The 26,905-nt window shown below is 63.6% G+C and carries 23 protein-coding genes; 14 read left to right on the forward strand and 9 right to left on the reverse strand.

All coding sequences use genetic code 11. The features are described from left to right. Positions 1-50 precede the first annotated feature (50 nt). Positions 51-1,643, forward strand: coding sequence for a peptide chain release factor 3 (locus NKJ18_RS13230; RefSeq protein ID WP_023692644.1), 1,593 nt, complete (start codon positions 51-53; stop codon positions 1,641-1,643). Positions 1,644-1,806: 163 nt separating this feature from the next. Here the strand turns inward: NKJ18_RS13230 and NKJ18_RS13235 are convergent, their stop codons facing one another. Further along, positions 1,807-2,292, reverse strand: a complete 486-nt coding sequence (locus tag NKJ18_RS13235) for a VOC family protein (protein ID WP_023715581.1) — start codon at positions 2,290-2,292, stop codon at positions 1,807-1,809. A gap of 271 nt (positions 2,293-2,563) precedes the next feature. On the opposite strand from NKJ18_RS13235, the gene ilvD reads away from it, so the two are divergent. Next, complete coding sequence (gene ilvD / locus NKJ18_RS13240; protein WP_023702645.1) at positions 2,564-4,408, forward strand: dihydroxy-acid dehydratase; 1,845 nt, start codon at positions 2,564-2,566, stop codon at positions 4,406-4,408. A gap of 68 nt (positions 4,409-4,476) precedes the next feature. Here the strand turns inward: ilvD and NKJ18_RS13245 are convergent, their stop codons facing one another. Then, entirely contained in the window at positions 4,477-6,234 is a 1,758-nt protein-coding gene (locus NKJ18_RS13245; RefSeq protein WP_352758384.1) for an ABC transporter ATP-binding protein, read from the reverse strand. Positions 6,235-6,409: 175 nt separating this feature from the next. Between NKJ18_RS13245 and NKJ18_RS13250 the strand changes: the two genes are divergently transcribed. Together NKJ18_RS13250 and NKJ18_RS13255 are read left to right on the forward strand one after the other, a co-directional pair. Further along, positions 6,410-7,690, forward strand: a complete 1,281-nt coding sequence (locus NKJ18_RS13250) for an amidohydrolase family protein (protein WP_352758386.1) — start codon at positions 6,410-6,412, stop codon at positions 7,688-7,690. A 72-nt stretch (positions 7,691-7,762) separates the two neighbouring features. Beyond that, positions 7,763-8,686 carry a DMT family transporter gene (locus NKJ18_RS13255; RefSeq protein ID WP_352758387.1) on the forward strand — a complete coding sequence of 308 codons (924 nt, stop codon included), beginning with the start codon at positions 7,763-7,765 and terminating at the stop codon, positions 8,684-8,686. A 1-nt stretch (position 8,687) separates the two neighbouring features. On the opposite strand, the gene NKJ18_RS13260 is transcribed toward NKJ18_RS13255, so the two are convergent. Then, complete coding sequence (locus NKJ18_RS13260) at positions 8,688-9,590, reverse strand: phosphotransferase family protein (RefSeq protein WP_023692640.1); 903 nt, start codon at positions 9,588-9,590, stop codon at positions 8,688-8,690. Between the two features lie 106 nt (positions 9,591-9,696). On the opposite strand from NKJ18_RS13260, the gene NKJ18_RS13265 reads away from it, so the two are divergent. After that, positions 9,697-10,329, forward strand: coding sequence for a class I SAM-dependent DNA methyltransferase (locus tag NKJ18_RS13265; RefSeq protein WP_023692639.1), 633 nt, complete (start codon positions 9,697-9,699; stop codon positions 10,327-10,329). 12 nt (positions 10,330-10,341) lie between these two features. Here the strand turns inward: NKJ18_RS13265 and NKJ18_RS13270 are convergent, their stop codons facing one another. Continuing rightward, entirely contained in the window at positions 10,342-12,795 is a 2,454-nt protein-coding gene (locus NKJ18_RS13270; protein ID WP_352758390.1) for a GcvT family protein, read from the reverse strand. After that, on the reverse strand, positions 12,792-13,676 hold the full coding sequence (locus tag NKJ18_RS13275) for a phosphotransferase family protein (protein WP_023703531.1): 885 nt from the start codon (positions 13,674-13,676) through the stop codon (positions 12,792-12,794). Before NKJ18_RS13275 ends, NKJ18_RS13270 begins: the two co-directional genes overlap by 4 nt. A gap of 420 nt (positions 13,677-14,096) precedes the next feature. Here NKJ18_RS13275 and NKJ18_RS13280 point away from each other — a divergent pair, with 420 nt between their 5' ends. The 9 genes from NKJ18_RS13280 to NKJ18_RS13320 all read left to right on the forward strand — a co-directional run bounded on the left by NKJ18_RS13280 (position 14,097) and on the right by NKJ18_RS13320 (position 23,821). Further along, positions 14,097-14,861, forward strand: a complete 765-nt coding sequence (locus tag NKJ18_RS13280; RefSeq protein WP_352758391.1) for a DeoR/GlpR family DNA-binding transcription regulator — start codon at positions 14,097-14,099, stop codon at positions 14,859-14,861. 406 nt (positions 14,862-15,267) lie between these two features. Then, positions 15,268-15,879 carry a DedA family protein gene (locus tag NKJ18_RS13285; protein WP_023685101.1) on the forward strand — a complete coding sequence of 204 codons (612 nt, stop codon included), beginning with the start codon at positions 15,268-15,270 and terminating at the stop codon, positions 15,877-15,879. A 79-nt stretch (positions 15,880-15,958) separates the two neighbouring features. Continuing rightward, positions 15,959-16,870, forward strand: coding sequence for a LysR family transcriptional regulator (locus NKJ18_RS13290; RefSeq protein WP_023673412.1), 912 nt, complete (start codon positions 15,959-15,961; stop codon positions 16,868-16,870). Between the two features lie 211 nt (positions 16,871-17,081). Continuing rightward, on the forward strand, positions 17,082-18,236 hold the full coding sequence (locus tag NKJ18_RS13295) for an ABC transporter substrate-binding protein (RefSeq protein WP_023692632.1): 1,155 nt from the start codon (positions 17,082-17,084) through the stop codon (positions 18,234-18,236). Between the two features lie 210 nt (positions 18,237-18,446). Next, positions 18,447-19,445, forward strand: coding sequence for an ABC transporter ATP-binding protein (locus NKJ18_RS13300; RefSeq protein ID WP_352543461.1), 999 nt, complete (start codon positions 18,447-18,449; stop codon positions 19,443-19,445). Between the two features lie 220 nt (positions 19,446-19,665). After that, positions 19,666-20,631 carry an ABC transporter permease gene (locus NKJ18_RS13305; RefSeq protein ID WP_023749986.1) on the forward strand — a complete coding sequence of 322 codons (966 nt, stop codon included), beginning with the start codon at positions 19,666-19,668 and terminating at the stop codon, positions 20,629-20,631. Then, on the forward strand, positions 20,621-21,436 hold the full coding sequence (locus NKJ18_RS13310) for an ABC transporter permease (RefSeq protein ID WP_023703527.1): 816 nt from the start codon (positions 20,621-20,623) through the stop codon (positions 21,434-21,436). The genes NKJ18_RS13305 and NKJ18_RS13310 overlap by 11 nt, the downstream gene beginning before the upstream one ends. A gap of 105 nt (positions 21,437-21,541) precedes the next feature. Beyond that, positions 21,542-22,969, forward strand: coding sequence for a gamma-aminobutyraldehyde dehydrogenase (locus tag NKJ18_RS13315; RefSeq protein WP_023702661.1), 1,428 nt, complete (start codon positions 21,542-21,544; stop codon positions 22,967-22,969). Between the two features lie 153 nt (positions 22,970-23,122). Beyond that, positions 23,123-23,821, forward strand: coding sequence for a hypothetical protein (locus tag NKJ18_RS13320; RefSeq protein ID WP_023738142.1), 699 nt, complete (start codon positions 23,123-23,125; stop codon positions 23,819-23,821). Positions 23,822-23,849: 28 nt separating this feature from the next. Here NKJ18_RS13320 and NKJ18_RS13325 read toward each other — a convergent pair whose 3' ends face one another. The 4 genes from NKJ18_RS13325 to NKJ18_RS13340 form a co-directional block, all read right to left on the reverse strand. Further along, on the reverse strand, positions 23,850-24,164 hold the full coding sequence (locus tag NKJ18_RS13325; RefSeq protein ID WP_023738143.1) for a hypothetical protein: 315 nt from the start codon (positions 24,162-24,164) through the stop codon (positions 23,850-23,852). A 55-nt stretch (positions 24,165-24,219) separates the two neighbouring features. Then, positions 24,220-24,582 (reverse strand): nuclear transport factor 2 family protein, encoded by a 363-nt coding sequence (locus NKJ18_RS13330; RefSeq protein WP_023688799.1) that lies wholly within the window; start codon positions 24,580-24,582, stop codon positions 24,220-24,222. 76 nt (positions 24,583-24,658) lie between these two features. Further along, positions 24,659-25,138, reverse strand: a complete 480-nt coding sequence (locus NKJ18_RS13335) for a carboxymuconolactone decarboxylase family protein (RefSeq protein WP_023688798.1) — start codon at positions 25,136-25,138, stop codon at positions 24,659-24,661. A 110-nt stretch (positions 25,139-25,248) separates the two neighbouring features. Further along, complete coding sequence (locus tag NKJ18_RS13340) at positions 25,249-26,802, reverse strand: alpha/beta fold hydrolase (protein WP_352758392.1); 1,554 nt, start codon at positions 26,800-26,802, stop codon at positions 25,249-25,251. Positions 26,803-26,905 lie beyond the last annotated feature (103 nt).

Raw genomic sequence — 26,905 nt, forward strand, 5'->3', positions numbered from 1 at the left:
GGCTGGCAATGCGCTGCTAGAAGCCCGCGCCACAGACAGGATTCCAGAAATTGGCTGAAGACATCGAACAGGCGGTATCGCGCCGCCGCACTTTCGCGATCATCGCCCACCCCGACGCCGGCAAGACGACGCTCACCGAAAAGCTGCTGCTGTTCGGCGGCGCCATCCAGCTTGCCGGCGAGGTCAAGGCCAAGAAGGACCGCATCCAGACCCGGTCCGACTGGATGAAGATCGAGCGCGAGCGCGGCATTTCGGTCGTCACTTCGGTGATGACCTTCGAATACGAGGACAATGTCTTCAACCTGCTCGACACGCCAGGTCACGAGGATTTCGCCGACGACACCTATCGTACGCTCTCGGCGGTCGACTCGGCCGTCATGGTCATCGACGCCGCCAAGGGCATCGAGCCGCGCACGCTGAAACTGTTCGAAGTCTGCCGGCTGCGCGACATCCCGATCATCACCTTCATCAACAAGATGGACCGCGAAAGCCGCGACCCGTTCGAAATTCTCGACGAGATCGAGCAGAAGTTGGCGCTGGACACCGCCCCCATCACCTGGCCGATCGGCCGCGGCAAGACTTTTGCCGGCACCTACCACCTGGCGCTCAACGCTGTGCGCAGGGGCGATGCCGAGAAAGACCGCACGCCGGTCAACGGCCCCGACTCCAACCGCGTCGCCGGCCTGCTGCCGGAAAACGAGCGCGAGGCCTTCATCGAGGAGCTGGAGCTCGCGCGCGAAGCTTGCCGCCCGCTCGACATCGACGCCTTCCGAGAAGGCCATCTGACACCGGTCTATTTCGGCTCCGCGCTGCGCAATTACGGCGTGCGCGACCTGATCGAGGCGCTCGGCGCCTTCGGGCCGCCGCCGCGCGCGCAGGAGGCAGACACCCGCAAGGTCGAGGCGACGGAGGAGAAGATGACGTCCTTCGTGTTCAAGATCCAGGCCAATATGGACCCCAACCATCGCGACCGCATCGCCTTCGTGCGCGTCTGTTCGGGCAAGCTCGAGCGCGGCATGAAGGCCAAGCTGGTGCGCACCGGCAAGCCGATGAGCCTGTCGGCGCCGCAGTTCTTCTTTGCCCGCACCCGCGTCACCGCCGACGAAGCGTTTGCCGGCGATGTCGTCGGCATTCCCAACCACGGCACGCTGCGTATCGGCGATACGCTGACCGAAGGCGAGGAGATACTGTTCCGCGGCGTACCTAACTTCGCGCCGGAAATCCTGCGCCGTGTGCGCCTCGGCGACGCGATGAAGGCGAAAAAACTCAAGGAAGCGCTGCACCAGATGGCCGAGGAAGGCGTCGTGCAGCTGTTTTCGCCGGAAGACGGCTCACCTGCCATCGTCGGTGTCGTCGGCGCGTTGCAGCTCGACGTTTTGAAGGAGCGGCTGAATTTCGAATACACGCTGCCGGTCGAATTCGAAATGTCGCGCTTTTCGGTCTGCCGCTGGATTTCGGCCGACGACAAGGCCGAAACACTTCGCTTCATCGAAGCGCATCGCGGCGACATCGCCCGCGACCTCGACAACGACCCTGTGTTTCTGGCCCAGCACGCCTTCTCGCTGAACTACGAAGCCGAACGCTGGAAGGCGATCCGCTTCGCCACCATCAAGGACTACCAGGTCCGCGACAAGGCGGCGTAAGGCGCCCCTTTTCCTTCTGCCCGCTTACGCGGAGAAGGTGCCCGAAGGGCGGATGAGGGGCAGCGCCGACCTTGAAGGGTCAATTGGCTCCAACGCGCGCCGGCCGTTCGCATGGCTCAGGGCGTTCGAAGCTCGAAAAGCCAACCAATTGGCTTTTCGTCCGCTACGCGGACCCCTTCTCACCCTCCGCAGCTTCCTCGATCTTGGCAATATCGATCTTGCTCATCTGCATCATCGCCGACATCACCCGCCCGGCCTTGGCCCGGTCCGGATCCAGAAGCAAGCGCGGCAGTTGCTCCGGCACGACTTGCCAGGAGACGCCGAACTTGTCCTTCAGCCAGCTGCATTGCGACGGTTCGCCGCCGCCTTCGATGAGCTTGTCCCAGAAATAATCGACCTCTTCCTGGGTCTTGCAGTCGATCGACTGTGACATCGCCTCGTTGAACTTGAATTGCGGTCCGCCGTTGAGTGCCTGGAACTGCACGCCGTCGAGTTCGAACGTGGTCACCAGCGCCTTGCCGGCATCGGCATGGCCTTCGGGCCAACGCAGCACGCTCAGCACCTTCGAATTCTTGAAGATGGAGACGTAGAAATTCATCGCCTCTTCGGCCTGGCCATCGAACCACAGGCAGGTGGTGATCTTTTGCATGTCATGCTCCTCGGGGTGTTTTGTTGCGGTTACAGGTGAAGCGGCTGACTTATAGAAATGGTGCCATTCCCTTGCCGTCGTCCCAAGGACGAATGCCGGGCTAGCGATCCGACACTGGCCGGCAATCTTTTTCGAACCCTGATTTTCAGCGAGACTCTGGCGCATTGCAAAAATGTGGTCAGACCATACTTGCCGGTCTATAAACCCTGCGATCCAAGTTCCGCGCCGCCACGCTCCGCACCGGGCGCAGCCAGCCAGCCAAGGAAAATTCATGCCTGCCTATCGCTCCCGCACCACCACCCACGGCCGCAACATGGCCGGCGCCCGCGGCCTGTGGCGCGCCACAGGCATGAAGGATTCGGATTTCGGCAAGCCGATCATCGCGGTGGTCAACTCCTTCACCCAGTTCGTGCCCGGCCATGTGCATCTGAAGGACCTTGGCCAGCTGGTGGCGCGCGAGATCGAGAAGGCCGGCGGCGTCGCCAAGGAATTCAACACCATCGCCGTCGATGACGGCATCGCCATGGGCCATGACGGCATGCTCTATTCGCTGCCGTCGCGCGAGCTGATCGCGGACTCGGTCGAATATATGGTCAACGCGCATTGCGCCGATGCCATGGTCTGCATCTCCAATTGCGACAAGATCACGCCCGGCATGCTGATGGCCTCCTTGCGCCTCAATATCCCAAGCGTCTTCGTCTCCGGGGGGCCGATGGAAGCCGGCAAGGTGGTGCTCGCCGGCAAGACACAAGCGCTCGACCTGGTCGACGCCATGGTTGCCGCCGCCGACGACAAGATCTCCGACGAGGACGTCAAGGTCATCGAACGCTCAGCCTGCCCGACCTGCGGCTCGTGCTCCGGCATGTTCACCGCCAATTCGATGAATTGCCTGACCGAGGCGCTCGGCCTGTCGCTACCCGGCAACGGCTCGACCCTGGCAACCCACGCCGACCGCAAGCGGCTGTTCGTCGAGGCCGGCCATCTCATCGTCGATCTCGCCCAGCGCTACTACGAGCAGGATGATGAGTCGGCACTGCCGCGCAGCATCGCCTCCAAAGGCGCCTTCGAGAACGCCATGACGCTCGATATCGCCATGGGCGGCTCGACCAACACCGTGCTGCATATCCTGGCCGCCGCCCATGAGGGCGAGGTCGATTTCACCATGGAAGACATCGACCGGCTGTCACGCCGCGTTCCGGTGCTGTGCAAGGTCGCACCGGCCAAGTCCGACGTGCATATGGAAGATGTCCATCGTGCCGGCGGCATCATGGCGATCCTCGGCCAGCTCGACAATGCCGGGCTGCTCAACCGCAACCTGCCGACGGTGCATACGGCAAGCCTCGGCGAAGCGCTCGACCATTGGGACATTTCCCGCACCTCAAGCCAGAGCGTCCGCGACTTCTTTCTCGCCGCTCCGGGTGGCGTGCCGACACAGGTCGCCTTCAGCCAGGACCGCCGCTGGGACGAGCTCGACCTCGACCGCGAGAAGGGCGTCATCCGCTCAGCCGAGACGCCGTTCTCGAGAGACGGCGGCCTTGCCGTGCTGAAAGGCAATCTGGCGCTCGACGGCTGCATCGTGAAGACGGCCGGCGTCGACGAGTCGATCCTGAAGTTCACCGGCCCGGCCCGCGTGTTCGAAAGCCAGGACGCTTCCGTGAAGGCGATCCTGTCCAACGAAATCAAGGCCGGCGATGTCGTCGTCATCCGCTATGAAGGACCGCGCGGCGGTCCCGGCATGCAGGAAATGCTCTACCCCACCAGCTATCTGAAGTCGAAAGGCCTCGGCAAGGCCTGCGCGCTGGTCACCGACGGCCGCTTCTCCGGCGGCACATCAGGCCTGTCGATCGGCCATGCCTCGCCCGAAGCAGCGGAAGGCGGCACGATCGGACTGGTGCAGGAAGGCGATACGATCGAGATCGACATCCCCAACCGCACGATCCGGCTTGCTGTCAGCGACGCTGAACTCGACGCGCGCCGCGCGGCCATGGAGGCAAAGGGCGCCATGGCCTGGAAGCCCGAGGAAAAGCGCAAGCGCAAGGTGACGACCGCGCTGCGCGCTTACGCCGCCTTCGCCACCAGCGCCGACAAGGGCGCGGTGCGGCACGTGCCGGAGTGAGGGGTGCGGCGCCGACCCCTACCCCGCCGCTGCGTAGCGACCCTCCCCACAAGGGGGGAGGGTAAAGCTCACGGCATCAGCTGATACTCATAAAGCTTCTGATACAGCCCGCCCTGGTTGAGCAGCGTGCGATGCGCGCCGCTTTCCACCACCTTGCCGGCCTCCAGCACCACGATCGTGTCGGCCTGGTGCACGGTCGACAGGCGGTGGGCAATGACGATGGTGGTTCGCCCGACCGTCAGCTGCTGCAGCGCGTCGCGGAACAGCGCCTCGGATTCGGCGTCGAGTGCGCTGGTCGCCTCGTCGAGCAGCAGGATCTCCGCATTGCGCAGCATGGCGCGCGCGATCGAGATGCGCTGGCGCTGGCCGCCTGACAGCAGCGCGCCATTCTCGCCGACATCCGTGTCGTAGCCTTTCGCCTGGGCGCTGATGAAGTCATGTGCATTGGCGGCCCTTGCGGCGGCCATTACTTCCTCGTCCGTGGCGCCCTCGCGCCCGAGCCTGATGTTGTGCATGATCGTGCCGGCAAACAGGAACGTGTCCTGGCTGACATAGGCGATCTTTTCCCTGACCGAGGTGAGCGTGGCACAAGAAATGTCCTGCCCGTCGAACATCACCTTGCCGACCTGCGGGTCGTACATGCGCATGATCAGGTTGAGGATGGTCGACTTGCCACTGCCCGAGGGCCCGACGAGCGCCGTCATCTTGCCGGCGGCAAGCGTCAGGTCCAGTCCCTCGAACACCGGCGCGCTTTCCGGGTAGGCGAAGCTGACATCGTCGAAATGAATCTCGCCCGGCCCGGCCCGCAGCGGCTTTGCATCCGGCTTTTCGGCCAGCGTCAGCGGCCGGTCGGCGAGCTGGAACATCATGCGCACGCCGACAATGCCGGTTTCAAGCGAGATGCGTACGCGGGCCAGGCGCTTGGCCGGCTCATAGGCCAACAGCAGCGCCGCGATGAAGGCCATGATGTTGCCCGGCATCTGACCGCCGCCGCCCAGAACCAGGAAGCCGCTGACAAAAACGGCGCCAGCGATGGCCAGCCCCGCAAGCGTTTCCATAACCGGGCTGGTGGCGGCCTCCAGCGTGGCGATGTTGTTGGCGCGGCTCTCCACGTCCGACACGGCCTTGTACATGCGCTTGCGCATGGCGCCTTCGAGGCCGAAGGATTTGACGACGCGCACGCCGATCGCCGTTTCCTGCATCACCTGCACGATCTGGCCGAGCGAACGGAATTCTTGCGAGGCAATTTTTCGGACACGCTTCAGGATACGATTGACGCCGTAAATGGCGATCGGCCCGATCACCAGACAGATCAGGGACAGCGCCGGCTGCTGCCAGACCATCACCCCCACCAGCGCAGCCAGCGTCACCAGGTCGCGAACATAGGACGTGACGATTTGGTCGAGCACGCTGCGCGCGGCCTGGGCATTGTTCGTCATGCGCGAAATCAGTTCGGACGAAGAGGTCGAATGATAGAATTCGATGCCTTGCGCGAGAATGCTGTCATAGATCTTGCGCTGCCGGTCGGCGATGATGGCATTGCCGACCCTGCTCATGAAGTAGGCCTGGATGAAGTTTGCGAAGCCCTTGAGAATGAAAATCGCTCCGGTCGCCGCCGCGATCAGATTGACCTGCTCAATCCTCTTGTAAACCACGAATTCATTGGTGATTTCGCGCAGCATATAGGCGCTGGCTGCTGTCGTTGCCGCCACAACCAGCATCGACAGAATGGCCGCAGCGTAGCCAAATCTATGCGCGTGAAAGGATTCCCGCAAAAGCCTTGCGATAAGGCGCTGGTTTTCCGTCGAACGGAAGAAGCGAAACAAATGGCCGATCCCATGCCTGACTGACGAATTTCGGATTCGCCACCGGGGCGAAAGGCGGCTTATAGAGCGAGTTGTGGCCGGATGGAACCTTTCGCTGTCGCGGAGACAATCGGCTGCGGCACGGTGTCTTTTGCGCCACGATTGCGGCGACTGATCTGCAGGGAGATGACGACAGATGGATTTCGACCTTGTTGTACGTGGCGGAACGCTGCCCGACGGCACCGTCGCCGACCTCGGCATCATCGGCGAGACGATCGTCGCCATCGAGCCCGAACTGCATGTCAGCGCCGGCACGTCGATCGACGCCCGTGGCAATCTGATCTCGCCGCCCTTCGTCGATCCGCATTTCCATATGGATGCGACGCTGTCCTACGGCATTCCACGCATCAACGCTTCGGGTACGCTGCTGGAAGGCATTTCGCTGTGGGGCGAGCTGAAGCCGCTCCTGACGCATGACGCGGTTCGCGAGCGGGCGCTCGCCTATTGCGACTGGGCGGTCTCGATGGGCCTGCTCGCCATCCGTACCCATGTCGATGTCTGCGATGACAGGTTGCTCGCGGTCGAGGCGCTGCTCGACGTCAAGAAGATTGTCGCGCCCTATATCGACCTGCAATTGGTCGCCTTCCCGCAGGACGGGTTTTATCGCTCGCCGACGGCGCGCCACAACACCATCCGCGCGCTCGACATGGGCGTCGACATCGTCGGCGGCATCCCGCATTTCGAACGCACCATGGCCGACGGCACGCGCTCGGTGACCGAATTGTGCGAAATCGCGGCTAAGCGCGGGCTGATGGTCGACCTGCATTGCGACGAGACCGACGATCCGCTGTCGCGCCACATCGAGCAGCTTGCCTATGAGACCCACCGCCTTGGCCTTCAGGGCAAGGTGGCCGGCTCGCACCTGACTTCCATGCACTCGATGGACAATTATTACGTCTCCAAGCTCTTGCCGCTGATTGCCGAGGCCGGTGTGTCGGCGATCCCCAATCCGTTGATCAACATCATGCTGCAGGGCCGCCACGACACGTTTCCCAAACGCCGCGGGATGACCCGGGTGAAGGAGATGCTGGCGCTCGGCATCCGCGTCGGTTGGGGCCAGGATTGCGTTCTCGACCCCTGGTATTCGCTGGGCACCGCCGACATGCTCGACGTCGCCTTCATGGGGCTTCACGTCGCTCAGATGTCGAGCCCTGCCGACATGGCACGCTGCTTCGACATGGTCACCAATGTCAACGCCGCCATCATGGGCCTCGATCATCTCGGCCTTGCCTCGGGCAAGCGCGCCAGCTTCGTCATCCTCGATGCCGGCAACCCGATCGAGGCCTTGAGGCTGCGTGCCGAACGGCTGTGCGTCGTCGCCAGGGGCAAGGTGGTGGCCGAGCGCACGAAGCAGGAGACACGGCTGTCGATCGCCGGCCGTCCCGGACAGGTGAACCGGCGGCACAAAACTGCGTAGAAACAGCCGATTTCCGCCGCTGGTCTTACCGATTTGCCTCGTCAAAGCGGCCGCTTGCAGCTAGGGAGCCGCATGGCCCAGTCGCTCGTCCGCACCTTTACCATCAGGAACGTGCTTTTGGCCGGCATCCTTTTGATGCTGGCCGGCGACTTCATGTTCGCGCTGAACGACGCGATGGGCAAATGGCTGGTCGCCAGCTTCTCGGTGGGGCAGGTGGTGCTGATCCGATCGATCGGGGCCTTCATCGTGCTCGGCCCGATGATCGCCAACCAGGGCGCCGGCAGACTGTTCCAGATGGAGCGGCCGGTCCTCCAGATTCTGCGCGTGCTGGCGACCACGGTGGATACAGCCTTGTTTTACGCGGCCGTCGTCTATCTGCCGCTGGCCGATGTGATGAGCTTCTACATGGCCGGGCCGATCTATGTGGCGGCGCTGTCGCATTTCCTGCTCGGCGAAAAGGTCGGCTGGCGCCGCTGGGCCGCCATCATGGTCGGCTTCTGCGGCGTGCTGATCATCTTGAAGCCGTCTTCGGCGGCGTTCTCGCAGTCCTCGCTGTTCGCACTGGTCGGCAGCATTGCCTTCGCCTTCGCCATCATCCTCAGCCGCCGCCTGCGCGGCACCAGCGACACAACGCTGGTCACCTGGCAGACTATCGGCACGCTGCTGGTCGGCGGCGTGATGACCATAGGCGCCTGGCAGACGCCCTCGGCACTCGATTTCGGCGCCATGCTCCTGCTCGGCATCGTCTCCTGCAGCGCGCATCTGATGATTACCAGGGCGCTGAAACTGGCCCCTGCCTCGACGCTGGCGCCGCTGCACTACAGCCTGCTTCTATGGGCGGTGATCTTCGGCCTGGCCTTCTTCGGCGACCTGCCGGGACCGCGCATCCTGATCGGCTCGGCCATCGTCGTGCTCGCCGGCCTGTTCATCTTCCACCGCCAGAAGGTGGTCGAAACAGTCGTGCCGCCGGAGAACGTGCCGAAAGGCGTGAATTGACCTAACCTTGGCGCACCGCCGCCAGATGCCGCAAAAACTCAGGCGTTTCCATCAGCGCCTTGCAACGGGCGAAGCGGCCGTCGGCATAGGCGCGGAAGTCCTCGACCGGGTTGTTGTTGGCAAGCTGGATCAGCCCCCACAGCGTCCACAACAGGTCGCACATCGCCTTGTAGATAACGACGCGGCCGCGCTCGGCCGGTTTCGCCTCGCCGCCGAAATAGGCGCGCATCATCTCTTCCTCTTGCGCGGTGTGGAACCGGCCTTCGACCGAGAGGTCGCCGAGGTCCCAGAGCGGATCGTTCATCCCCGAATATTCCCAGTCGACGATCCACATCCGCTCGCCCGTATCGAGAAAATTCTCGCACAGCGGATCGCAATGGCAGGCCGCAAGCGGCAGTCTATGCGCGGCAAGGGCGGCACGCACGGTGTCGGATTCGCGCACCACGTCGTGGTAGCCCGGCGGCAAGGCGACGTCCTTGGTCGATAAGACCTTGAGATAGTCGTCGATCATCGCAAACAGCTCGAAGCGGAACGGAAACACCGCACCGGACGCGTGCAGCCTGCGGAAGGCTTCGCCGGCGCGGGCCGGGCTGCCGGCGCGCAGCTTGAACTTTTCCGGCGACATCGTCACGGCGCCGGCAACGAAGCGGCTCGCCAGCACGCCTGTCGCGGGGTCGACATGCAGCACCTCGGGACTGACGCCCGCTTTGGCCGCCTCACGCGCCGCCACCGCCTCATTAGCGCGGTTGATATACTCCTCGGTGCCTTTGCCGGGGATACGCAGGCAGATATCGCCGGCCCGAAAGACGAGATTGGTCATCCCGCCCAGCCGCTCCAGCGGTCCGTCGTAGCCCGCTAATGCCGGAATTGCCGCAAGTGTTGCGCGTGCCTCGTCGGTCCCCATGCCTGTTGCCCCTGGCGTGTTATTTCTTGCGACAACGGTTCCACAGTTTTCGCCGTTTGGCTATCATCCGATCGAGGGTGAGCAGCGAGCTGGCGGAGAAACAGCCATGGCGGGCAACAAGGATCATGGCGGGCTTGGCGCCGCCTATGCGGCGCAACGGCCCGAGGACGTCGCCGCGATCTATGACAGTTGGTCGGAAACCTACGATGCCGACATGTCGGCCGCCGGCTACCGCCATCCGACGATCTGCCTGGCCCTGCTCGCACGGCATCTGCCGCGCGGCGCCGCACCGCTTCTCGACGCCGGCGCCGGCACCGGGCTGATCGGCGAGTGGCTGGCCATCACCGGCTATCCACAGGTCGAAGCGCTCGATATTTCGCAAGGCATGCTGTCTAAAGCGGCGGCAAAGGGCGTCTATTCGGCGCTGCATTGCCTGGCGCTCGGCGGGCCACTGCCCTTTGCCGACAATGCCTATGCCGGCATCGTCTCGGCCGGCGTTTTCACCTCCGGCCATGTCGGCGCCGAGGGGCTGGACGAACTGATCCGCGTCTGCCGTCCCGGTGGCGTCATCGTGCTGACCATCAAGAACACGCTGTGGAACGCCGGCTTTGCCGATCGCATCGCTGCGCTCGAGGCTGAGGTCAGGGTCGTTCGTGCCGAGGAGACTGCGCCTTATGTTTCGATGCCGGGCGAGGCTGACACCGTGCCCAGCCGCGGCCTTGTACTCCGTGTGAGCTAATCCAGGTTTCGTCTACGCCTTGATCCTGCTCATCGAAGAATCGTACATCGGTTCGAGATGAATGTTGGCCGGCGTCCGTTCCATCGCCACCACCAGCTCATAGTCGCCTGAGCTGAGAAAATCGTCGCTGACGCCATCGGCGTTGCGGACATAGCCATAGCCGATGTTCTTAGCCAGCGTGTAGCCATATCCGCCGCTGGTGAGATAGCCGACCGGTTCGCCATTGCGCAAAATCGTCTCGCGCCCGACCAGCACGATATCGGGATCGTCGACCGTGAAGCCGGCAAAGCGTTTCTTCAGGTCGGCGCCGCTGATCTTTTCGAGCGCCCGCCGGCCGACGAAATCGGTGTTCTTCCTCAGCTTCACCGCCCAGCCGAGGCCGGCCTCCTGAGGCGTGTCGTTGGGGGTGATGTCGGAGCCCCAGGCGCGGTAGCCTTTCTCCAGCCGAAGTGATTCCAGCGCCCGGTAGCCGATCGGCCGGATGCCGTGCGGCTTGCCTGCCGCCATCAGCGTGTCGAAAATCTCGCCGGTGGCGGCGATCGGCACATGCAATTCCCAACCAAGCTCGCCGACATAGGTGACGCGCAGCGCCCGAACCGTATGGCCGGCAGTCGTGATCTCGCGGATATGGCCGAACGGGAAGGCGGCGTTCGAGACATCGGCATCGGTCACGGCAGCCAGAACGTCGCGGGCCCGCGGTCCCATCAGTGACAGCGTGCCGAAATCCTCAGTGACATCTTTCAGCGTCACGTCGAGACCCTTGCCGACATGGTCGCCGATCCAGGAGAGATCATGCGTGCGGAAGCCGGTGCCGGTCACGATGTAGAATTTGTCTTCGGCGAGCCTGGCCACCGTCAAATCGGCCTCGATGCCGCCGCGCGTGTTGAGAAGCTGCGTGTAGGTCAGCCGTCCCACCGGCTTGGCGACATCGTTGGCGCAGATCCAGTCCAGCGCCTTGGCCGCATCCGAACCCGTCATTTCGTATTTGGCGAAGGACGACTGGTCGAAGATGCCGACTTTCTCGCGCACATGGCGATGCTCCTCGCCGACCGGGCCAAACCAGTTCTGCCGGCCCATGGAATAAATGTCTTCGGGTCTGGCGCCCTGCGGCGCGAACCAGTTCGGCCGTTCCCAGCCGAGCTTGGAGCCGAACACCGCGCGGTGCGCTTTCAGCCGCTCGTAGAGCGGCGAGACGATGCGCGGCCGGCCCGAGACGTACTCCTCATGCGGAAAGCCGATCGTGTAATGCTTGCCATAGGCTTCCAGCGTGCGATCGCTGACCCATTGCCGGTCGCGGTGCAAATTGGAAAAGCGCCTGATGTCGACCACCCAAAGGTCGAGCGGCGCTTCACCATCGACAACCCATTGCGCCAGCACCCAGCCGGCGCCGCCGCCGGAAGCGATGCCGAAGGCGTTGAAGCCGGCGCCGACGAACATGTTGGCGCATTCGGGCGCGACACCGAGGATGAAATTGCCGTCCGGCGTAAAACTCTCCGGCCCGTTGATCATCTGCTTGACGCCGACCGTCTCCAGCGCCGGCACGCGCGCGATCGCCTGGCTCATATGCTGTTCGAAATGATCGTAGTCGTCGTCGAACAGGCGGAACTCCCAGTCATCGGGGACATCGCCGCCGGGCAGGCCGGTCGTCCAGGCTTGTGGGTTCGGCTCATAGCCGCCCATCACCAGCCCGCCGACCTCTTCCTTGAAATAGGTACGGCGGTCGGGATCGCGGATTGTCGGCGCGTCGGTCGCCAGCCCGTCGATCTTCTCGGTGATGATGTACTGGTGCTTGACGGGTTGCAGCGGCACGGAAATGCCGGCCATCGCGCCGACCTGGCGCGCCCATTGCCCGGCACAGTTCACCACCTTGTCGCAAGCAATGTCGCCCTTGTTGGTCTTCACCGCGGTGATGTGCCCGTCCGTCATGTCAAATCCGGTGACGCGGACATCCTCGAACAGCTTCGCGCCATGCATGCGCGCGCCCTTGGCCAGCGACTGCGTGATGTCGGAGGGGCTGGCCTGCCCATCGGTCGGCAGCCAGGAGGCGCCGACGAGGTCGCTGGTCTCCAGCAGCGGCCACACCTTTTTGACCTCCCCCGGCGACAGCAACTGCATGTCCATGCCGAAGCTCCTGGCCGTCGTCGCCAGCCGTTTATATTCGGTCCAGCGGTCGGCATTGGTCGCAAGCCTGAGGCACCCGGTCATCTTCCAGCCGGTAGCGAGCCCGGTCTCAGTCTCCAGTCCCTTGTAGAGCTCGACCGAATATTTGAGCACGCGGGTGATCGAGGCCGACGAGCGCAACTGGCCGACCAGCCCGGCCGCATGCCAGGTCGAGCCCGAGGTCAGCTTGCCCTGTTCCAGCAGCACGACATCGGCCTTGTGGTCGCGCGCCAGGTGATAGGCCGTCGAACATCCGATAATCCCGCCGCCGATGACGACGATGCCGGCATGCGTGGGCAAGCTCATGACTGTGTCCCGTATTTCGTGCGGTAATTGTCCAGCGCCGCGTCAAGCCGCGTCAGGTTCTCCGCGGTGTAGGCGACGTAGTCGATGCCGGGCGCGTCGAGGTAAAGTTCGGAAACCATGCTCCACATCGCCTCGCGCAGCAGCGAGGCGCATTGCATGGCGGCGTGCGAGCGGCGGATCGCCTCATCCGGCTCGCGCATGAAATACGCCGTGAGGAAAGTGAAGGACTCTGCGTCGCTCATCTCGGCGTTGGAGGCAACGCCGGCAAGATCGAACATCGCGGTGTTGAAACCGGCATATTCGAAATCGATGAGCCACAACCTGTCGCCATCGTCGAGAATATTTGCCGGCAAAAGATCATTGTGGCCGAAGACGATCGGCAGCAGTTTCTGGGCCCGCTCCAACTCGTCGGCCAGAGCCAGCAGCCTGGGCAGCTCGTCGCGCTTGCGGCTGCCGCCTTCGCTCAGCGTTCGCGCATAGTCGCGGATGACATGGAAGACCCAGAACATGAAGCCGGCGCCGGAGATGTGATTGGGCATCTCGCGATGGAACCCGCGCATAAGCGCTGCGACGCGGCCGATATTGGCGCGCACATCCTCGGCGACATAGGTCTTCGCGCCGAGGAATTCCGTGACCATGATGCCGGGTTCGGAATGGCGGACCGCCGGCGCGAAGCCTGCGGCGTGCGCCGCGCGGGCCGTCATCACCTCGCGGTCGCGAAAGACGTGGTGAAATGGATAGTCCTGGCCGAAGCGCACGACATGCCGCCCGGCCGCGTCCTTGACCAGATAGTTGGCGTTGCTGAGGCCGCCCGGCAGCGGCGCAATGTCGATGCTGCCATTCCAGCAAGGCAAGGCCCGGATGCGGTCTTCAGCAGTCACGGGGCCATCCCTGACTTTTGCGGAGCTTTCCTGGGCGCCATGCGCCGCGCAACGAGCGTTGGGAAACGCAAAAAATCTCGTCGGTGCGGGACGCAGGAACTCCTATCCCGCGCCGCACCGACGAGCCCCTCTGGCCAGGTTTTGATACCCGGTCTCCGCCCCCGCGGATTTGAGAAACTTTTGTGCCAGTTCAAACCCAGACGGTCTGGCCAGACGGTCCGGTCCGTGAATTGCGGCTCTGCCATCACCCTCCCGTGGCAGTTCCGAAGCTGTCACGCCGTCAATGTCACGCCAGTGCTACCTAACTGTCAATGAAATGTTGTGACTTTTTTTGGGTGTTTTGCCCGAAACCACGAGCAATTCCTTTAAAAACGGCGGCATTGCCCTAAAACCGGGCAGGCCGCAAATTCAGGAAGCCAGATGATCCATTCGAAACGGCATGGCGAAATCCTCCGCCTCCTCAAGGAAGAGGGCACCGTCACCATTGCCAGCCTCGCCGACCGGCTGGGGGTTTCGCTTGAAACGGTGCGCCGGGATGTCAAGCCTTTGACCGGCAATGGCTCGGTGCTCAAGATGCATGGCGCCATCGGCCTGCCGTCGATGGCCGGCGAAGCGCCGTTCGAGCGGCGCATGCGCGACAATGCGGAGGCCAAGCGGCTGATCGCCCGCATGGTCGCTGCCACCGTTCGCGACGGTGAATCGGTCATGCTGGACACCGGCACCACGACCTCGTTCCTGGCCCGCGAACTGCTCGGCCACCGGCGGCTGACCGTGGTCACCAATTCATCCGACATCGCCCGCACGCTGGCCACCGTCAACGGCAACAAGGTCTATATGGCCGGCGGCGAATTGCGCAGCGATTCCGGAGCCGCCTTCGGCGCCTCGGCGATCGATTTCGTCAGCCGCTTCTCGGTCAGCCATGCGGTGATTTCGATCGGCGCCGTCGATGCCGCCGCAGGCCTTGCCGACTACGATCTGGAAGAGGCGGAGTTCGCCCGCATGGTGCTGTCGCGCGGCCAGCGCTCGCTGGTCATCACCGACCACACCAAGTTCGGTCGCCAGGGTCTAGTCCAGGTCTGCGGCTTCGACGGTTTTTCCGAACTCGCCACCGACCAGCCGCCGCCGCGCGACATTGCCTCGGCACTTGCCGAGGCTGGAGCGCGCCTCAGCATCGCTGCGGCCTAGCCAAACACCAGCGACTGGCGCGCCGCGATCCCGGCCCATGCCGCTACCCGATACCACGAAGGCGATGTTGTGCATCATGCGAGCCGCGTCGCCGGCCGCATAAGATGTCGTTCTGGTGAAAAATTGTTTTTCAATCATCCCGCTCTTCGCAATGTCCATGCAACTTGGCAGCCGCAAACAGCGCCTCGTCGAAATGCGGGCCGGGCGAATCGCCCGCATCAGCAATGAGGTCACCATGCTGCAAACGATGCCTTGTCTTTCCTCATGGCCTGGACGCTTGCGCGCTCCGACCTGGAAGCGGACCCGGCTTGGCCGGACATTCCGCAACTTTCCGCCAGCGACGGTGTATGACGGTGTATAAGGTGTCCAGGATCAAGAACCTCAAAACCTATGACTGGCGCTTCGCATGACTGATCCACTGTCGGCGATCCTGGGGTTCGGCCTGCTCGGCGTCGCCTGCCTCGCCTTCACAGAAAAGATCCTGCCGCTGCCGCCCTCGCATGTGCTGCTGCTGTTCCTCGGCATGACGGCAGCCTCCGATCTCCTGGCGCTGGCGATTCTGCTCCTGGTGACGACGCTGTCCGCCATCACAGGCTGCCTTGTCTGGTATAGTGTGGGCCGTAGGATTGGATTGGATCGTGCCGACAGGCTGGTCGAGCGTTTCGGCAAATATGTCTGCTTGCGCTATGCGACCTACAGCAAGCTTGGTCAGGCCTATCGCCGCCATCATGTCCGGGTCTCCTTGCTGGCGCAGTTCATCCCGACGGTTCGCAACTATCTGCCGATCGCGGCCGGCGCGCTCCGTCTGCCACTCTTGCCCTTCGCGGCGGCGACGCTGCTCGGCGCCACGCTATGGAACACCGGCTTCCTCGTCACCGGCTACCTTATGCGCGGCAGCGGCCGGGATTCCTATGCCATCGGCTTTCGCATCATCGTCATCGTTTTGGCGCTGGAGACGGCTTTCATGCTCGCGCTTCGCTACGGTCCTGCCTGCCGGCGGCGCCTCGGCTTCGGCTGACAGGAGGCGCCTCAAGCCGTACGGGTAAAAGGCTCGCCTTCGGCTTTCCTTCCCCGTCGCGCCGGTGTTTAGTCCGGCCATGGCTTTCACCATCCGTCAGCTGCAGTTCTTCATTGCCGTCGCCGAGCAAGGCACGGTGTCGGGCGCCGCACAAAACCTCTCCATCTCGCAATCCTCGGTCACCGAGGCGATCAAGGAGCTGGAGAGCGATCTCGGCGTCGAATTGTTCGAGCGCCATCCGCGTGGCCTCAACATTACCCACAAAGGCCACCAGTTCCTGCGCCATGCGACCAAGATCCTGGCCGACGTCTCCGACGCGCGCCGCGCTTTTTCCGACGACCAGGTGGTGGCCGGCGGGCGGCTGCAGCTCGGCGTCACCTCGCTGGTCGCGGGCTATGTGCTGTCCGATCTGCTGGCGCGCTACCGCCGCGCCTATCCCGGCGTCGATGTCTCGGCCATCGAGGACAATGGCGACTATCTCGAACATCTGCTGATCGGCGGCAAGCTCGACATTGCCGTCATGGTCACCTCCAATTTGCGCGACCGCACCGCGCTGCAGTCGGAAATCCTCGAGGTCTCGGCCTACCGGCTGTGGGTCCCGCTCGGCCACAAGCTGGCCAGCGCCGACATTATCGGCATAGGCGACATTGCCGGCGAGCCGCTGATCATGCTGACCGTCGACGAGATCGAGGAGAACACCGGCAAGCTTCTGGCGGCGATCGGCGCCAGGCCGCATGTCGCCTTTCGCACCCGCTCGGTCGAAGCCGTTCGCAGCCTCGTCGCCACAGGTGCGGGCGTGGCGTTGCTGCCCGACCTAGTCTACCGGCCGTGGTCGCTGGAAGGCGACCGCATCGAATCGCGCGACATTTCGGGTTCCCTGCCGGTCGTCCAGGTCGGCATGGTCTGGCGCCGCGGCTCCGGTCTGCCGCAGGCGTCGCGCGACTTCATCGGCCTTGCCCAGTCGCAGCGTATGGTACGCCAGCAGCGTTGATAGGGTGCGTGGTTATCTATCGGAAAAACCGATATCGCGTTTCTGATAAATGAATTTGCGAAACCGGAATTTTCCGAGCACTTTTGATGTCAGGGACGAAAGCCGCCATCAGAGCGGCAACGTGCCATCGGATGAACTGACGCTTTTCAGCCTGCGGCTGACCGCGGCGGCGACTCGCTTCGCAGTCAGGCGCCAAAATGGGAGATTGACGATGAATTCATTCCTGAAGACGTGCACCGCCTTGACGGTCGCGCTGACCTTTTCCGGTCAGGCCGTCGCCCAGGTCAAGGAACTTGGCAAGGGCGAAGGGGAGGTCAGCATCGTTGCCTGGCCGGGGTACATCGAGCGCGGCGAAACCGACAAGGGCTATGACTGGGTGACCTCCTTCGAGAAGGAGAGCGGCTGCAAGGTCAACGTCAAGACCGCCAACACCTCCGACGAGATGGTCTCGCTGATGAATGAGGGTGGGTTCGATCTAGTCACCGCTTCGGGTGACGCATCGCTGCGCCTCGTTGCCGGCAAGCGCGTGCAGCCGATCAACACCGATCTCATCCCGAGCTGGAAGGCGGTAGACGACCGTCTGAAGGATGCGCCCTGGTTCACCGTCGACAAGGTGCATTACGGCGTTCCCTATCAGTGGGGCCCGAACATCCTGATGTACAACACCGATGTCTTCAAGGAAGCGCCCAAGAGCTGGAACGTCGTCTTCGAGGAAATGAACCTGCCGGACGGCAAGTCCAACAAGGGCCGCGTCCAGGCCTATGACGGCCCGATCCACATCGCCGACGCCGCCAACTATTTGATGTTCCACAAGCCGGAACTCGGCATTAAGGACCCGTACGAATTGAACGAAGACCAGTACAAGGCAGCGCTCGAGCTGCTGCGTGTTCAGCGGACGCTGGTCGGCCGCTACTGGCATGACGCCGCCATCCAGGTCGACGATTTCCAGAACGAAGGCGTCGTCGCTTCCGGTTCGTGGCCTTACCAGGTCAACACGCTGGTTGCCGCCAAGAAGCCGGTCGCCTCGACCGTGCCGGAAGAAGGCGTCACCGGCTGGGCCGACACCACCATGATGGAGGCCGACGCCGCGCATCCCAACTGCGCCTATATGTGGCTTGAGCATTCGCTGTCGCCCAAGGTCCAGGGCGATGTCTCGGCCTGGTTCGGCTCGCTCCCCGTGGTGCCCGCTGCCTGCAAGGGCAACGAGCTGCTCGGCGAGGAAGGCTGCAAGACCAACGGCTACGAGAACTTCGACAAGATCAAGTTCTGGAAGACCCCGGTCTCCAAGTGCGCAACCCAGAACGACCAGTGCGTGCCTTACTACCGCTGGGTGTCCGACTATATCGGCGTCATCGGCGGGCGTTGAGCTCCCTTTAACCCACCCCCTTGTGGGGAGGGTCGACGCGCAGCGTCGGGGTGGGGGCAGCGCTGACGTCCGGTGCTAGTCACCCCCACCCGCGGCTTCGCCGCGACCTCCCCATCGAGGGGGAGGTGAAGTGCCGTGCCCGCTGGCCTGATTGGTGGCGGCAAGAGCTATTTCGACGAACCACAAACCGGCAACAGATCAGGACAGCCCATGACCTCGGCCGTTTCCTTCCAGAAAGTCTCTCGCCATTTCGGCAGCGTGCGCGCCGTCGATGCGGTCGATCTCGACATCGTGCCGGGCGAGTTCTTCGCCATGCTTGGTCCGTCGGGGTCCGGCAAGACTACCTGCCTGCGCCTCATCGCCGGCTTCGAGCAGCCGACATCGGGCTCGATCTCGATCTTCGGCGACCGCGCCGAGGGCGTGCCGCCCTATCGCCGCAACGTCAACACGGTGTTCCAGGACTACGCGCTGTTCCCGCATTTGAACGTGCTGGACAATGTCGCCTACGGGCTGATGGTCAAGGGCATCGCCAAGCCGCAGCGGCAGAAGGCGGCGGAAGAGGCATTGTCACTGGTGCGGCTTCCCGGCTATGGCGCCCGCCGTCCCGGCCAGCTCTCCGGCGGCCAACGCCAGCGCGTCGCGCTGGCCCGTGCGCTGGTCAACCAGCCCAAGGTGCTTTTGCTCGACGAGCCGCTCGGCGCGCTCGACCTCAAGCTGCGCGAGAACATGCAGGAAGAGCTGAAGTCGCTGCAGAAGGCGCTCGGCATCACCTTCGTCTTCGTCACCCACGACCAGGGCGAAGCGCTGTCGATGGCCGACCGCGTCGCCGTCTTCAATGACGGCAAGATCATGCAGATCGGCACGCCGGAAGACATCTACCAGCGGCCGAAGACCCGCTTCGTCGCCGATTTCGTCGGCTCCTCCAATGTGTTGCCGCCGGATTTCGTCCAGCGTTATTCCGGCCAGGACCGCTGGGGCAGCTTGCGCCCCGAATCGATCCGCATCGGCAGCATTGCGAAAGGCGAAGGGGTTGCCGCGCGCCTGGTCGGAACCAACTATCTCGGCGCCACGACCAGGCTGGCGCTCGACGCCGACGGCTTGAGGCTGCACGCCATCGTGCCGGTCGGGACAAAGCTGCCGGCGGAAGGCGAAGCGGTGGTGCTGACGTTCAACCGCGAGCATTTGCATTTGATGGACGAGCCGGCATGATTGAGGTTTGCGCCAAGCACCCCCCTCTGTCCTGCCGGACATCTCCCCCTCAAGCGGGGAGATTGGCTGTTCCTCCCGGTTTCGCCAATCTTCAACGTTGGGGATTTGGCGAGGCAGCGAAACTGCTGATCTCCCCCCTTGAGGGGGAGATGTCCGGCAGGACAGAGGGGGGTGTGAAGGAACCCGGCTTCTCAGGGTTCCTTCAGCACGCGGTCTCCCCATGACCATCGCCGCGCTCAACTCAACCTCCGCCCCCGCCATCCTGCCCGGCAGCGGCGGCGTGCGCGGTGCGCTGTCCGACCTGTTCTGGCGCAAGCCGCAACTGCTGCTGTTCCTCATGTTGGCGCCGCCGGTGCTGTGGCTCGGCGTCGTCTATATCGGTTCGCTGTTCGCGCTCTTGGCACAGAGTTTCTTCTCGATCGACGAATTTTCCGGCCTCATCAACCATGAGTTCACGCTGAAGACCTATGGCGACCTGTTCCAGCCCGCCAATCTCGACATCATCCTGCGCACGGTGACGATGGCGGTGCTGGTCACGCTGGCCTCCGCCGCCATCGCCTTCCCGATCGCCTATTATGCGGCGCGCTATGCCCGGGGCCGGTGGAAGGCGCTTTTTTATCTCGGAATCATGCTGCCGCTGTGGTCGAGCTACCTCGTCAAGATCTACGCTTGGAAGTTGATCCTCGCCAAGGAAGGCATTCTGACCTGGCTGCTGGCCAAATTGCATCTGCTTTGGATGCTCGATGGCTGGCTGTCGCTGCCGGTCGTCGGCGGCAATTCCCTGTCGGTCTCCGCCACCGGAACCTTCATCGCCTTCGTCTATGTCTGGCTGCCGTTCATGATCCTGCCGGTGCAGGCGGCGTTGGAGCGCGTGCCCGGCAATCTGGTCGAGGCGTCCTCCGATCTCGGGGCGTCGCCGGGCCAGACCTTCCGCAACGTGCTGTTCCCGCTGGCGCTGCCCGGCATCGTCGCCGGCTCGATCTTCACCTTCTCGCTGACGCTGGGCGACTACATCATCCCGCAGATCATCGGCACGTCGCGGCTGTTTATCGGCCAGGCCGTCTATTCGCAGCAGGGCACAGCCGGCAACATCCCGCTCGCCGCCGCCTTCACCGTCGTGCCCATCGTCATCATGGGTTTCTATCTCTGGGGCGCCAAGCGCATGGGGGCCTTCGATGCGCTCTGACGGTTCGCAATCCGCCCCGCTCGGCCTCAAGATCGCAGCCGCTTGCGGCCTGCTCTTCCTGCACCTGCCGATCCTGCTGATCTTCGTCTATGCCTTCACCACGGAAGAGAAGAGCTTCGTCTGGCCGCCGCCGGGGCTGACCACACAATGGTTCGCCGCCACCTGGAACCGGCCGGATGTCTGGCAGGCGCTGTCGCTTTCGGTCCGTGTCGCCGCCATCTCGACCGCGATTGCCTTGATACTGGGCACGCTGTGCGCCGCCGCCGTGTCACGGACGAAATTCTTCGGCCGCGAGACGATCTCGCTGCTCGTCATCCTGCCGATCGCACTGCCCGGCATCATCACCGGCATCGCGTTGCGCTCGGCCTTCTCGCTAGCCGACATCCCGTTCTCGTTCTGGACGATCGTGCTCGGCCACGCCACCTTCTGCGTTGTCGTCGTCTACAACAATGCGGTCGCCCGTTTCCGCCGCACTTCCGGCTCAATGATCGAGGCCTCGATGGATCTCGGCGCCGACGGCTTCCAGACCTTCCGGCACGTCGTGCTGCCCAACATCGCCACCGCTCTGCTTGCCGGGGGGATGCTCGCCTTCGCGCTCTCCTTCGACGAGGTCATCGTCACCACCTTCACCGCCGGCCAGCAGCAGACCGTGCCGATCTGGATGCTGGAAGAGCTGATCCGCCCACGCCAGCGTCCGGTCACCAATGTCGTCGCCATGGTCGTGGTGCTGGTGACGCTGCTGCCCATCCTTGCCGCCTATTACCTGACCCGCGACGGCGACCAGATCGCCGGTTCGGGCAAATGAAGAACAGCGAATAGGGAGTAGCGAACAGCGAATAGGGGAGATTGCACGACCAGCCCTATTCGCTACTCGCTATTCGCTACTCGCTCCTGACCGAGGAGAACCTGCATGGACACCCAGATGCTGATCGGCTCGAGCTTCGAGAACGGCACCGAGACCGAGGAGCCGATTCTGAATCCAAAGACCGGGGCGACCATTCTCAATTTGCCTGAAGCCAGCCAGGCGCAGATCGAGGCGGCTGTTACTGCCGCCGAGCGAGCGTTCGTCTTGTGGTCACGCACAACGCCGGCGCAGCGCTCCGGCTATCTCCTCAAGATCGCCGACCGCATCGAGGCCAACGCGCGGGAGTTCGCGGCGCTCGAGGCGCTGAATTGCGGCAAGCCGATCAACGCCGTGCTCAATGACGAGATCCCGGCGATCGTCGACTGCTATCGCTTCTTTGCCGGCGCTGTGCGTTCGATGCCGGGCGTGGTCGCCGGCGAATACATTCCCGGCCACACCTCGATGGTGCGGCGCGACCCGATCGGCATCGTCGCTTCCATCGCGCCGTGGAACTATCCACTGATGATGATGGCCTGGAAGCTGGCGCCGGCCATTGCCGGCGGCAACACCGTCGTCTTCAAGCCGTCGGAGCAGACGCCGCTGACGGCGCTGAAGCTGGCCAGGATCCTGGCCGAGGTGCTGCCCGAGGGCGTCGTCAATGTCGTGCTCGGCCGCGGCGACAGCGTCGGCAACACGCTGATCAATCACGCCAAGGTCAACATGATTTCGATCACCGGCGACGTCGCCACGGGCAAGAAGGTGCTGCAGGCCGCCGCCAAGTCGGTCAAGCGCACGCATCTGGAACTCGGCGGCAAGGCGCCGGTCATCGTTTTCGACGATGCCGACCTCGGCGCCGTGGTCAACGGCCTGCGCGCTTTCGGCTACTACAATGCCGGGCAGGATTGTACAGCCGCCTGCCGCATCTATGCCGGCAAGAAGATCTACGACAAGCTCGTCGCCGATCTCTCATCTGCCGTCTCGACCATCAAATACAACCAGCCCGACGACACCGAAAACGAGATCGGGCCGCTGATCTCGCGCCGCCAGCGCGATCGAGTCTCGAGCTTCGTCGAGCGCGCTTCGGAACTGAAGCACATCGAGATCACCACCGGCGGCAAGCCGGGCGAAGGCTCCGGCTTCTATTACCAGCCGACGGTGGTTGCCGGCGCGCTGCAGGAAGACGAGATCGTGCGCCGCGAAGTGTTCGGTCCGGTCGTCTCCATCACCCGCTTCTCCGAAGTCGATGAAGCCGTGAACTGGGCCAATGACAGCGACTACGGCCTGGCATCCTCGGTGTGGACCAAGAACGTCTCGCGCGCCATGGCGACGGCCGCCCGTCTGCAATATGGCTGCACCTGGATCAACACCCATTTCATGCTGACCAACGAGATGCCGCATGGCGGGCTGAAGCAGTCTGGCTACGGCAAGGACATGTCTCTCTATGCGCTGGAGGATTATACCGCCGTTCGTCATGTGATGGTCGCGCATGGGTAGAGGCTGCCAATATCTCTAAAATGTTCGCCAACCCGTTTTCTGTACATCAAGCGAGAGTTACTTTTGCGGTACGGCGGGAGTTCACGATTTACTGAATATTCAACCTGAACGAGCAGCCTCTTGCCGGGAAACCGCGCGGCGAGGGGTTTGCGCATGAACACGACCAAGATCAAGCTGGTACTCATTGGCGGCTTCTGTCTGCTGATCGCTGTGTTCGGCGGCAAGGACATGATCAAGAAGAGCGGCTGGCCCGAGGCGCCTGCTGAAATCCTCGCGGTCAATGTCGAATGCGACATGGAATCGACCGCCCACAAGATTGTCTACAAGACCGTCAGCACCGCCACGATCCCGTGCGAACTGGTGGATGCGTTCAAGACGGTTCATGCTGACAAAGAGTGGAAGGTGACCCAGAAATTCACCGGCACCTTGCGCGTCGGCACCGGCGCCGACGCCGTCGAGGCCACGATGGAGCTGAACAAGAACGGTGCCCGCGAACCGCAGGTCGGCGACAAGCTCACCGTCGTCCAGAACCCCGTCAACCCCACCCAGATCGAACGCACCGGCATGACCGGCACGCGTTTGACGATCGTCATTGGGGCTGGACTGCTCGGCGCGTTGCTTCTCTATCTTGCTTTCAAACCCCGCCGGCGGATGTCGACCTCCGCCGTGGCGGGCAACCCTGCCGGAGATGCCGGCGCGGACCAGCGCGCGCGCCAGGCCGACGCCTTGATAGCGGCGGCCCTGGCCAAGCAGGCCACATTGCCCAATCAGCCGGCACGTGTCGCGGCTGCCGGATCGGCCAGGGAAGGGCGGTTTTCCGGGCAGCGGACGAGTTTCGGCCGCCGCAACTGATGGCCGAAAACTGCTGCACCTGCCACGGCTACTCCACGATGCGGTAGATGTTCCAAAGGCTGGTGCCTGAAACGACGTAGGGCTCCATCTCCTTGCCCCATTTGGCGTGCGCGTCGATCTTGCCGATCCTGGCGAAGAATCCCTCCAGCTGGGCAAGGCTTTCGACCTGATGATGCGATTCGACCGTCGCTTCCCGAGCTCCGACCGAACCGGTCATGATCTGGAACTCGAGATCGGCAATGCCGACCTGAGAGCCGATCTCGCGTTCCCATTTCTTCAACAGGTCGAGCACGGTCTGCTTGTGCCCGAACTTGGCGTCGATCTGCCATCTGGCGCTGAACATTTTTGTCTCCTCCAGTTTTGCGGCCCAAACCGCGGTTGATCTTTCCGCGGTGGAACTACTCGTCCCAGGCCTGCACGACGGTCTGTCGTGCAATCCGCCCATTCTTCAGCTCCAGCATCGCCGCGCAGAACACTTTCGTTCCGTCCGGATAGGCGCAGGCCTGGGTGAAGGCGAGATTGTCGCCATCGGCGATGGTGGTGTCGACCTTGTGGGTCATCGCCCGGCTGCAGATGTCGTCCCAGAAGGTGCTGATCGCCGCCCGGCCGCGGATCTCGCGCGGCTTGCTCGGCGGATTGTTGCGGTCGATCACCCGCACCAGTGCGTCGTCGGCATAGAAGCTAGCGAGCATCCTGCCGTCCCGTCCTTCGATCGCTTTCTTGATCGCCGCGCCGTCCACGCTTTGCGTCTTGGTCAGCATCTTCTCCTCCATGGCCCGTTGATCGGGCGGTTGAATGATCACAAGCAATGCCCGGCGCACCGCCCGGCATTTTCTTTCACTGCGACTTGGCTTTGACGGCTGCGAACACGCCGTCGGTCTGTTGTTTGAAGGTCGCGAAATCGACCTGGCTGCCGTTGAGCATCGTCGACCAGTGGCGCACGATCGCCGCCATCGCGATCGCCTCCTTGATCTCCTCATCGGTCGCGCCATTGAGCTTGGCGGCCTCGGTGTGGAAATAGATGCAGTACTGGCAGGGGATCTGCGAGGCGACGGCCAGCCCCAGCAGTTCCTTGGTCTTGCCGTCGAGCGCGGTCTTGGGGTTGAGCTGCACACCCTTGATCTCGGCCCAGGCGCCGGCAACCGCGACATCGGGCAGCGTCTTGAACATGTCCGGCACTGAGCCGAGCGTCGCCTCGATGTCCTTGTAGGCGGCGGCCGCCGAGGCATCCTCGGCTCTGGCGGGAGCGATCGTGAACAACGCGCCAACGCCTGCCGCTATCACCAGCGATTTGATCGACCTGTTTGACTTCAGCATTGCATCCTCCATCCGCAGTGCCTTTCCCGGCGACATCCGCCTGGCCTGCATGGAGAGAATTGGTACGCCTCGACCCCACCTGGCCGCTTCGCCCGAAAGCGCCATGGTCCCTATGGCCCGTCCGGGCCAACCTGCCTGGCGGAAAATGCCGCTGCCGCCGCCCGTGACGGCAAATCGAGCTTCAGCAATATGTTGGCGACATGACGCTTGACCGTATGCTCGCTGAGCCTCAGCTCGGCGGCGATCGCGGCATTGCTCTTGCCGTCGGCGATCAGGATCACCACCTCGCTTTCGCGCGCCGTCAGTTGAGCCGGCTCGGCGGGTTTCGCCTTGGGGCGGCAGGCCGGCTCCAGGTGCTGTTCCGACGTTGCCTGAACCAGCGCCAGCGGCTCGTCCAGCTCATCCACCGTGACACGCCCGGCATCGATGAAATGCAGGCCGGACCCCGCCGCCAGATCGGCGGCCAGCCGCGACGCCAGAATATCGCCGCGCCCGGCATGGGCGGCGATCTGCATCGTCACCCGTGCCATCAGCCCCACCGGCGGCCCGCGCATTTCGACCTCACCGACATGGGCGCCCTGGGCGCTTGCAATGCCCACATGTTGCGCCGCATCGCGCAGTGCCGCCGCGCAGCGTATGGCCCGCGCCGGCCCGTCGAAGCGCGAGATCATCAATTCGCCATGGATGCCGGCGACGCGTCCGCCATGACGGCCGACCAGCTGCTGCCAGCTCTCCTGGAAGCGCTCGCTACGTTCGCTCCACATGCGGTCGCCAACCCGCGCCGTGTCGTAGATGCGTGTCGCCAGAAGAGCGGCAAGCACGCGCTCCGCTTCGGCCACGGCACGCTCGCCGGTCAGGAATTCCTCGATCAGGTCGGCCACCCGGTCGACATCGCCGGTCCAGATCGGGTGGTCGCGCCCGGGGACCTCGACCAGTCGCGCATTCGAGATGTTTTTCGCCAGAAAGCGGCTGGCTCCGGGGTCGACCCGCGCGTCGTTGCGGCGATGGATGAGCAGGGTCGGTGCGCCGATCGCCGAAAGCACGCCGCGCACGTCGATCCCGGCATTCATTCGGGCAAGAGCGGCCGCTGCCGTCGGACTGGCCGACAGCCGCTCGAAGCGGGCCCACCACTGGGTGAAATGCGCATCATCTACCCGGCCGGGAGCGAAGTTGGGCAGTGTGGCGCCCGTGCCCCATTCCGTGCCGGCCGTCGCGATGAAGGCCTCGAGGCGCTCCGGCGACATCACCCATTTGTGGAAATGCGCATAACCGCCATAGAGCGCCAGCGCTCGTGTCCGTTCCGGATAGGTGGCGGCAAACAACATTGCCATCGGCGCGCCTTCCGAAGCGCCGAGCAAGGCCGCGCGGCCGCTGCCGGTGGCATCCATCACCGCGCGCACATCGTCCATGCGGGTTTCGAGGCTCGGCAGGTGGCGTGGGTCGACGCGGTCGGACAGGCCGGTGCCGCGCTTGTCGAACAGGATCAGCCGCGAGAACGCCGAGAGCCGTTTCAAGAGCCTGGCGTAGCCCTCGTCTTCCCAATGCAGGTCGAGATTGGAGATGAAGCCGGGCACGAAAACCAGGTCGAACGATCCCTGGCCGACCACCTGATAGGCGATCCGCACGTCGCCGCTGAGGGCATATCGCGTCTCGATCGGCCTCACGTTGCTATCCCGCCCGGCCAGACGATTTCTGATCGCCGACCATAGCAGACGCCCGGCGGATGCGGCAGCCAAACTTTAGAAGACAGGAATATAGCCCGCGGCG

Source organism: Mesorhizobium sp. M0217 (assembly GCF_040321955.1).
Classification (GTDB): domain Bacteria; phylum Pseudomonadota; class Alphaproteobacteria; order Rhizobiales; family Rhizobiaceae; genus Mesorhizobium.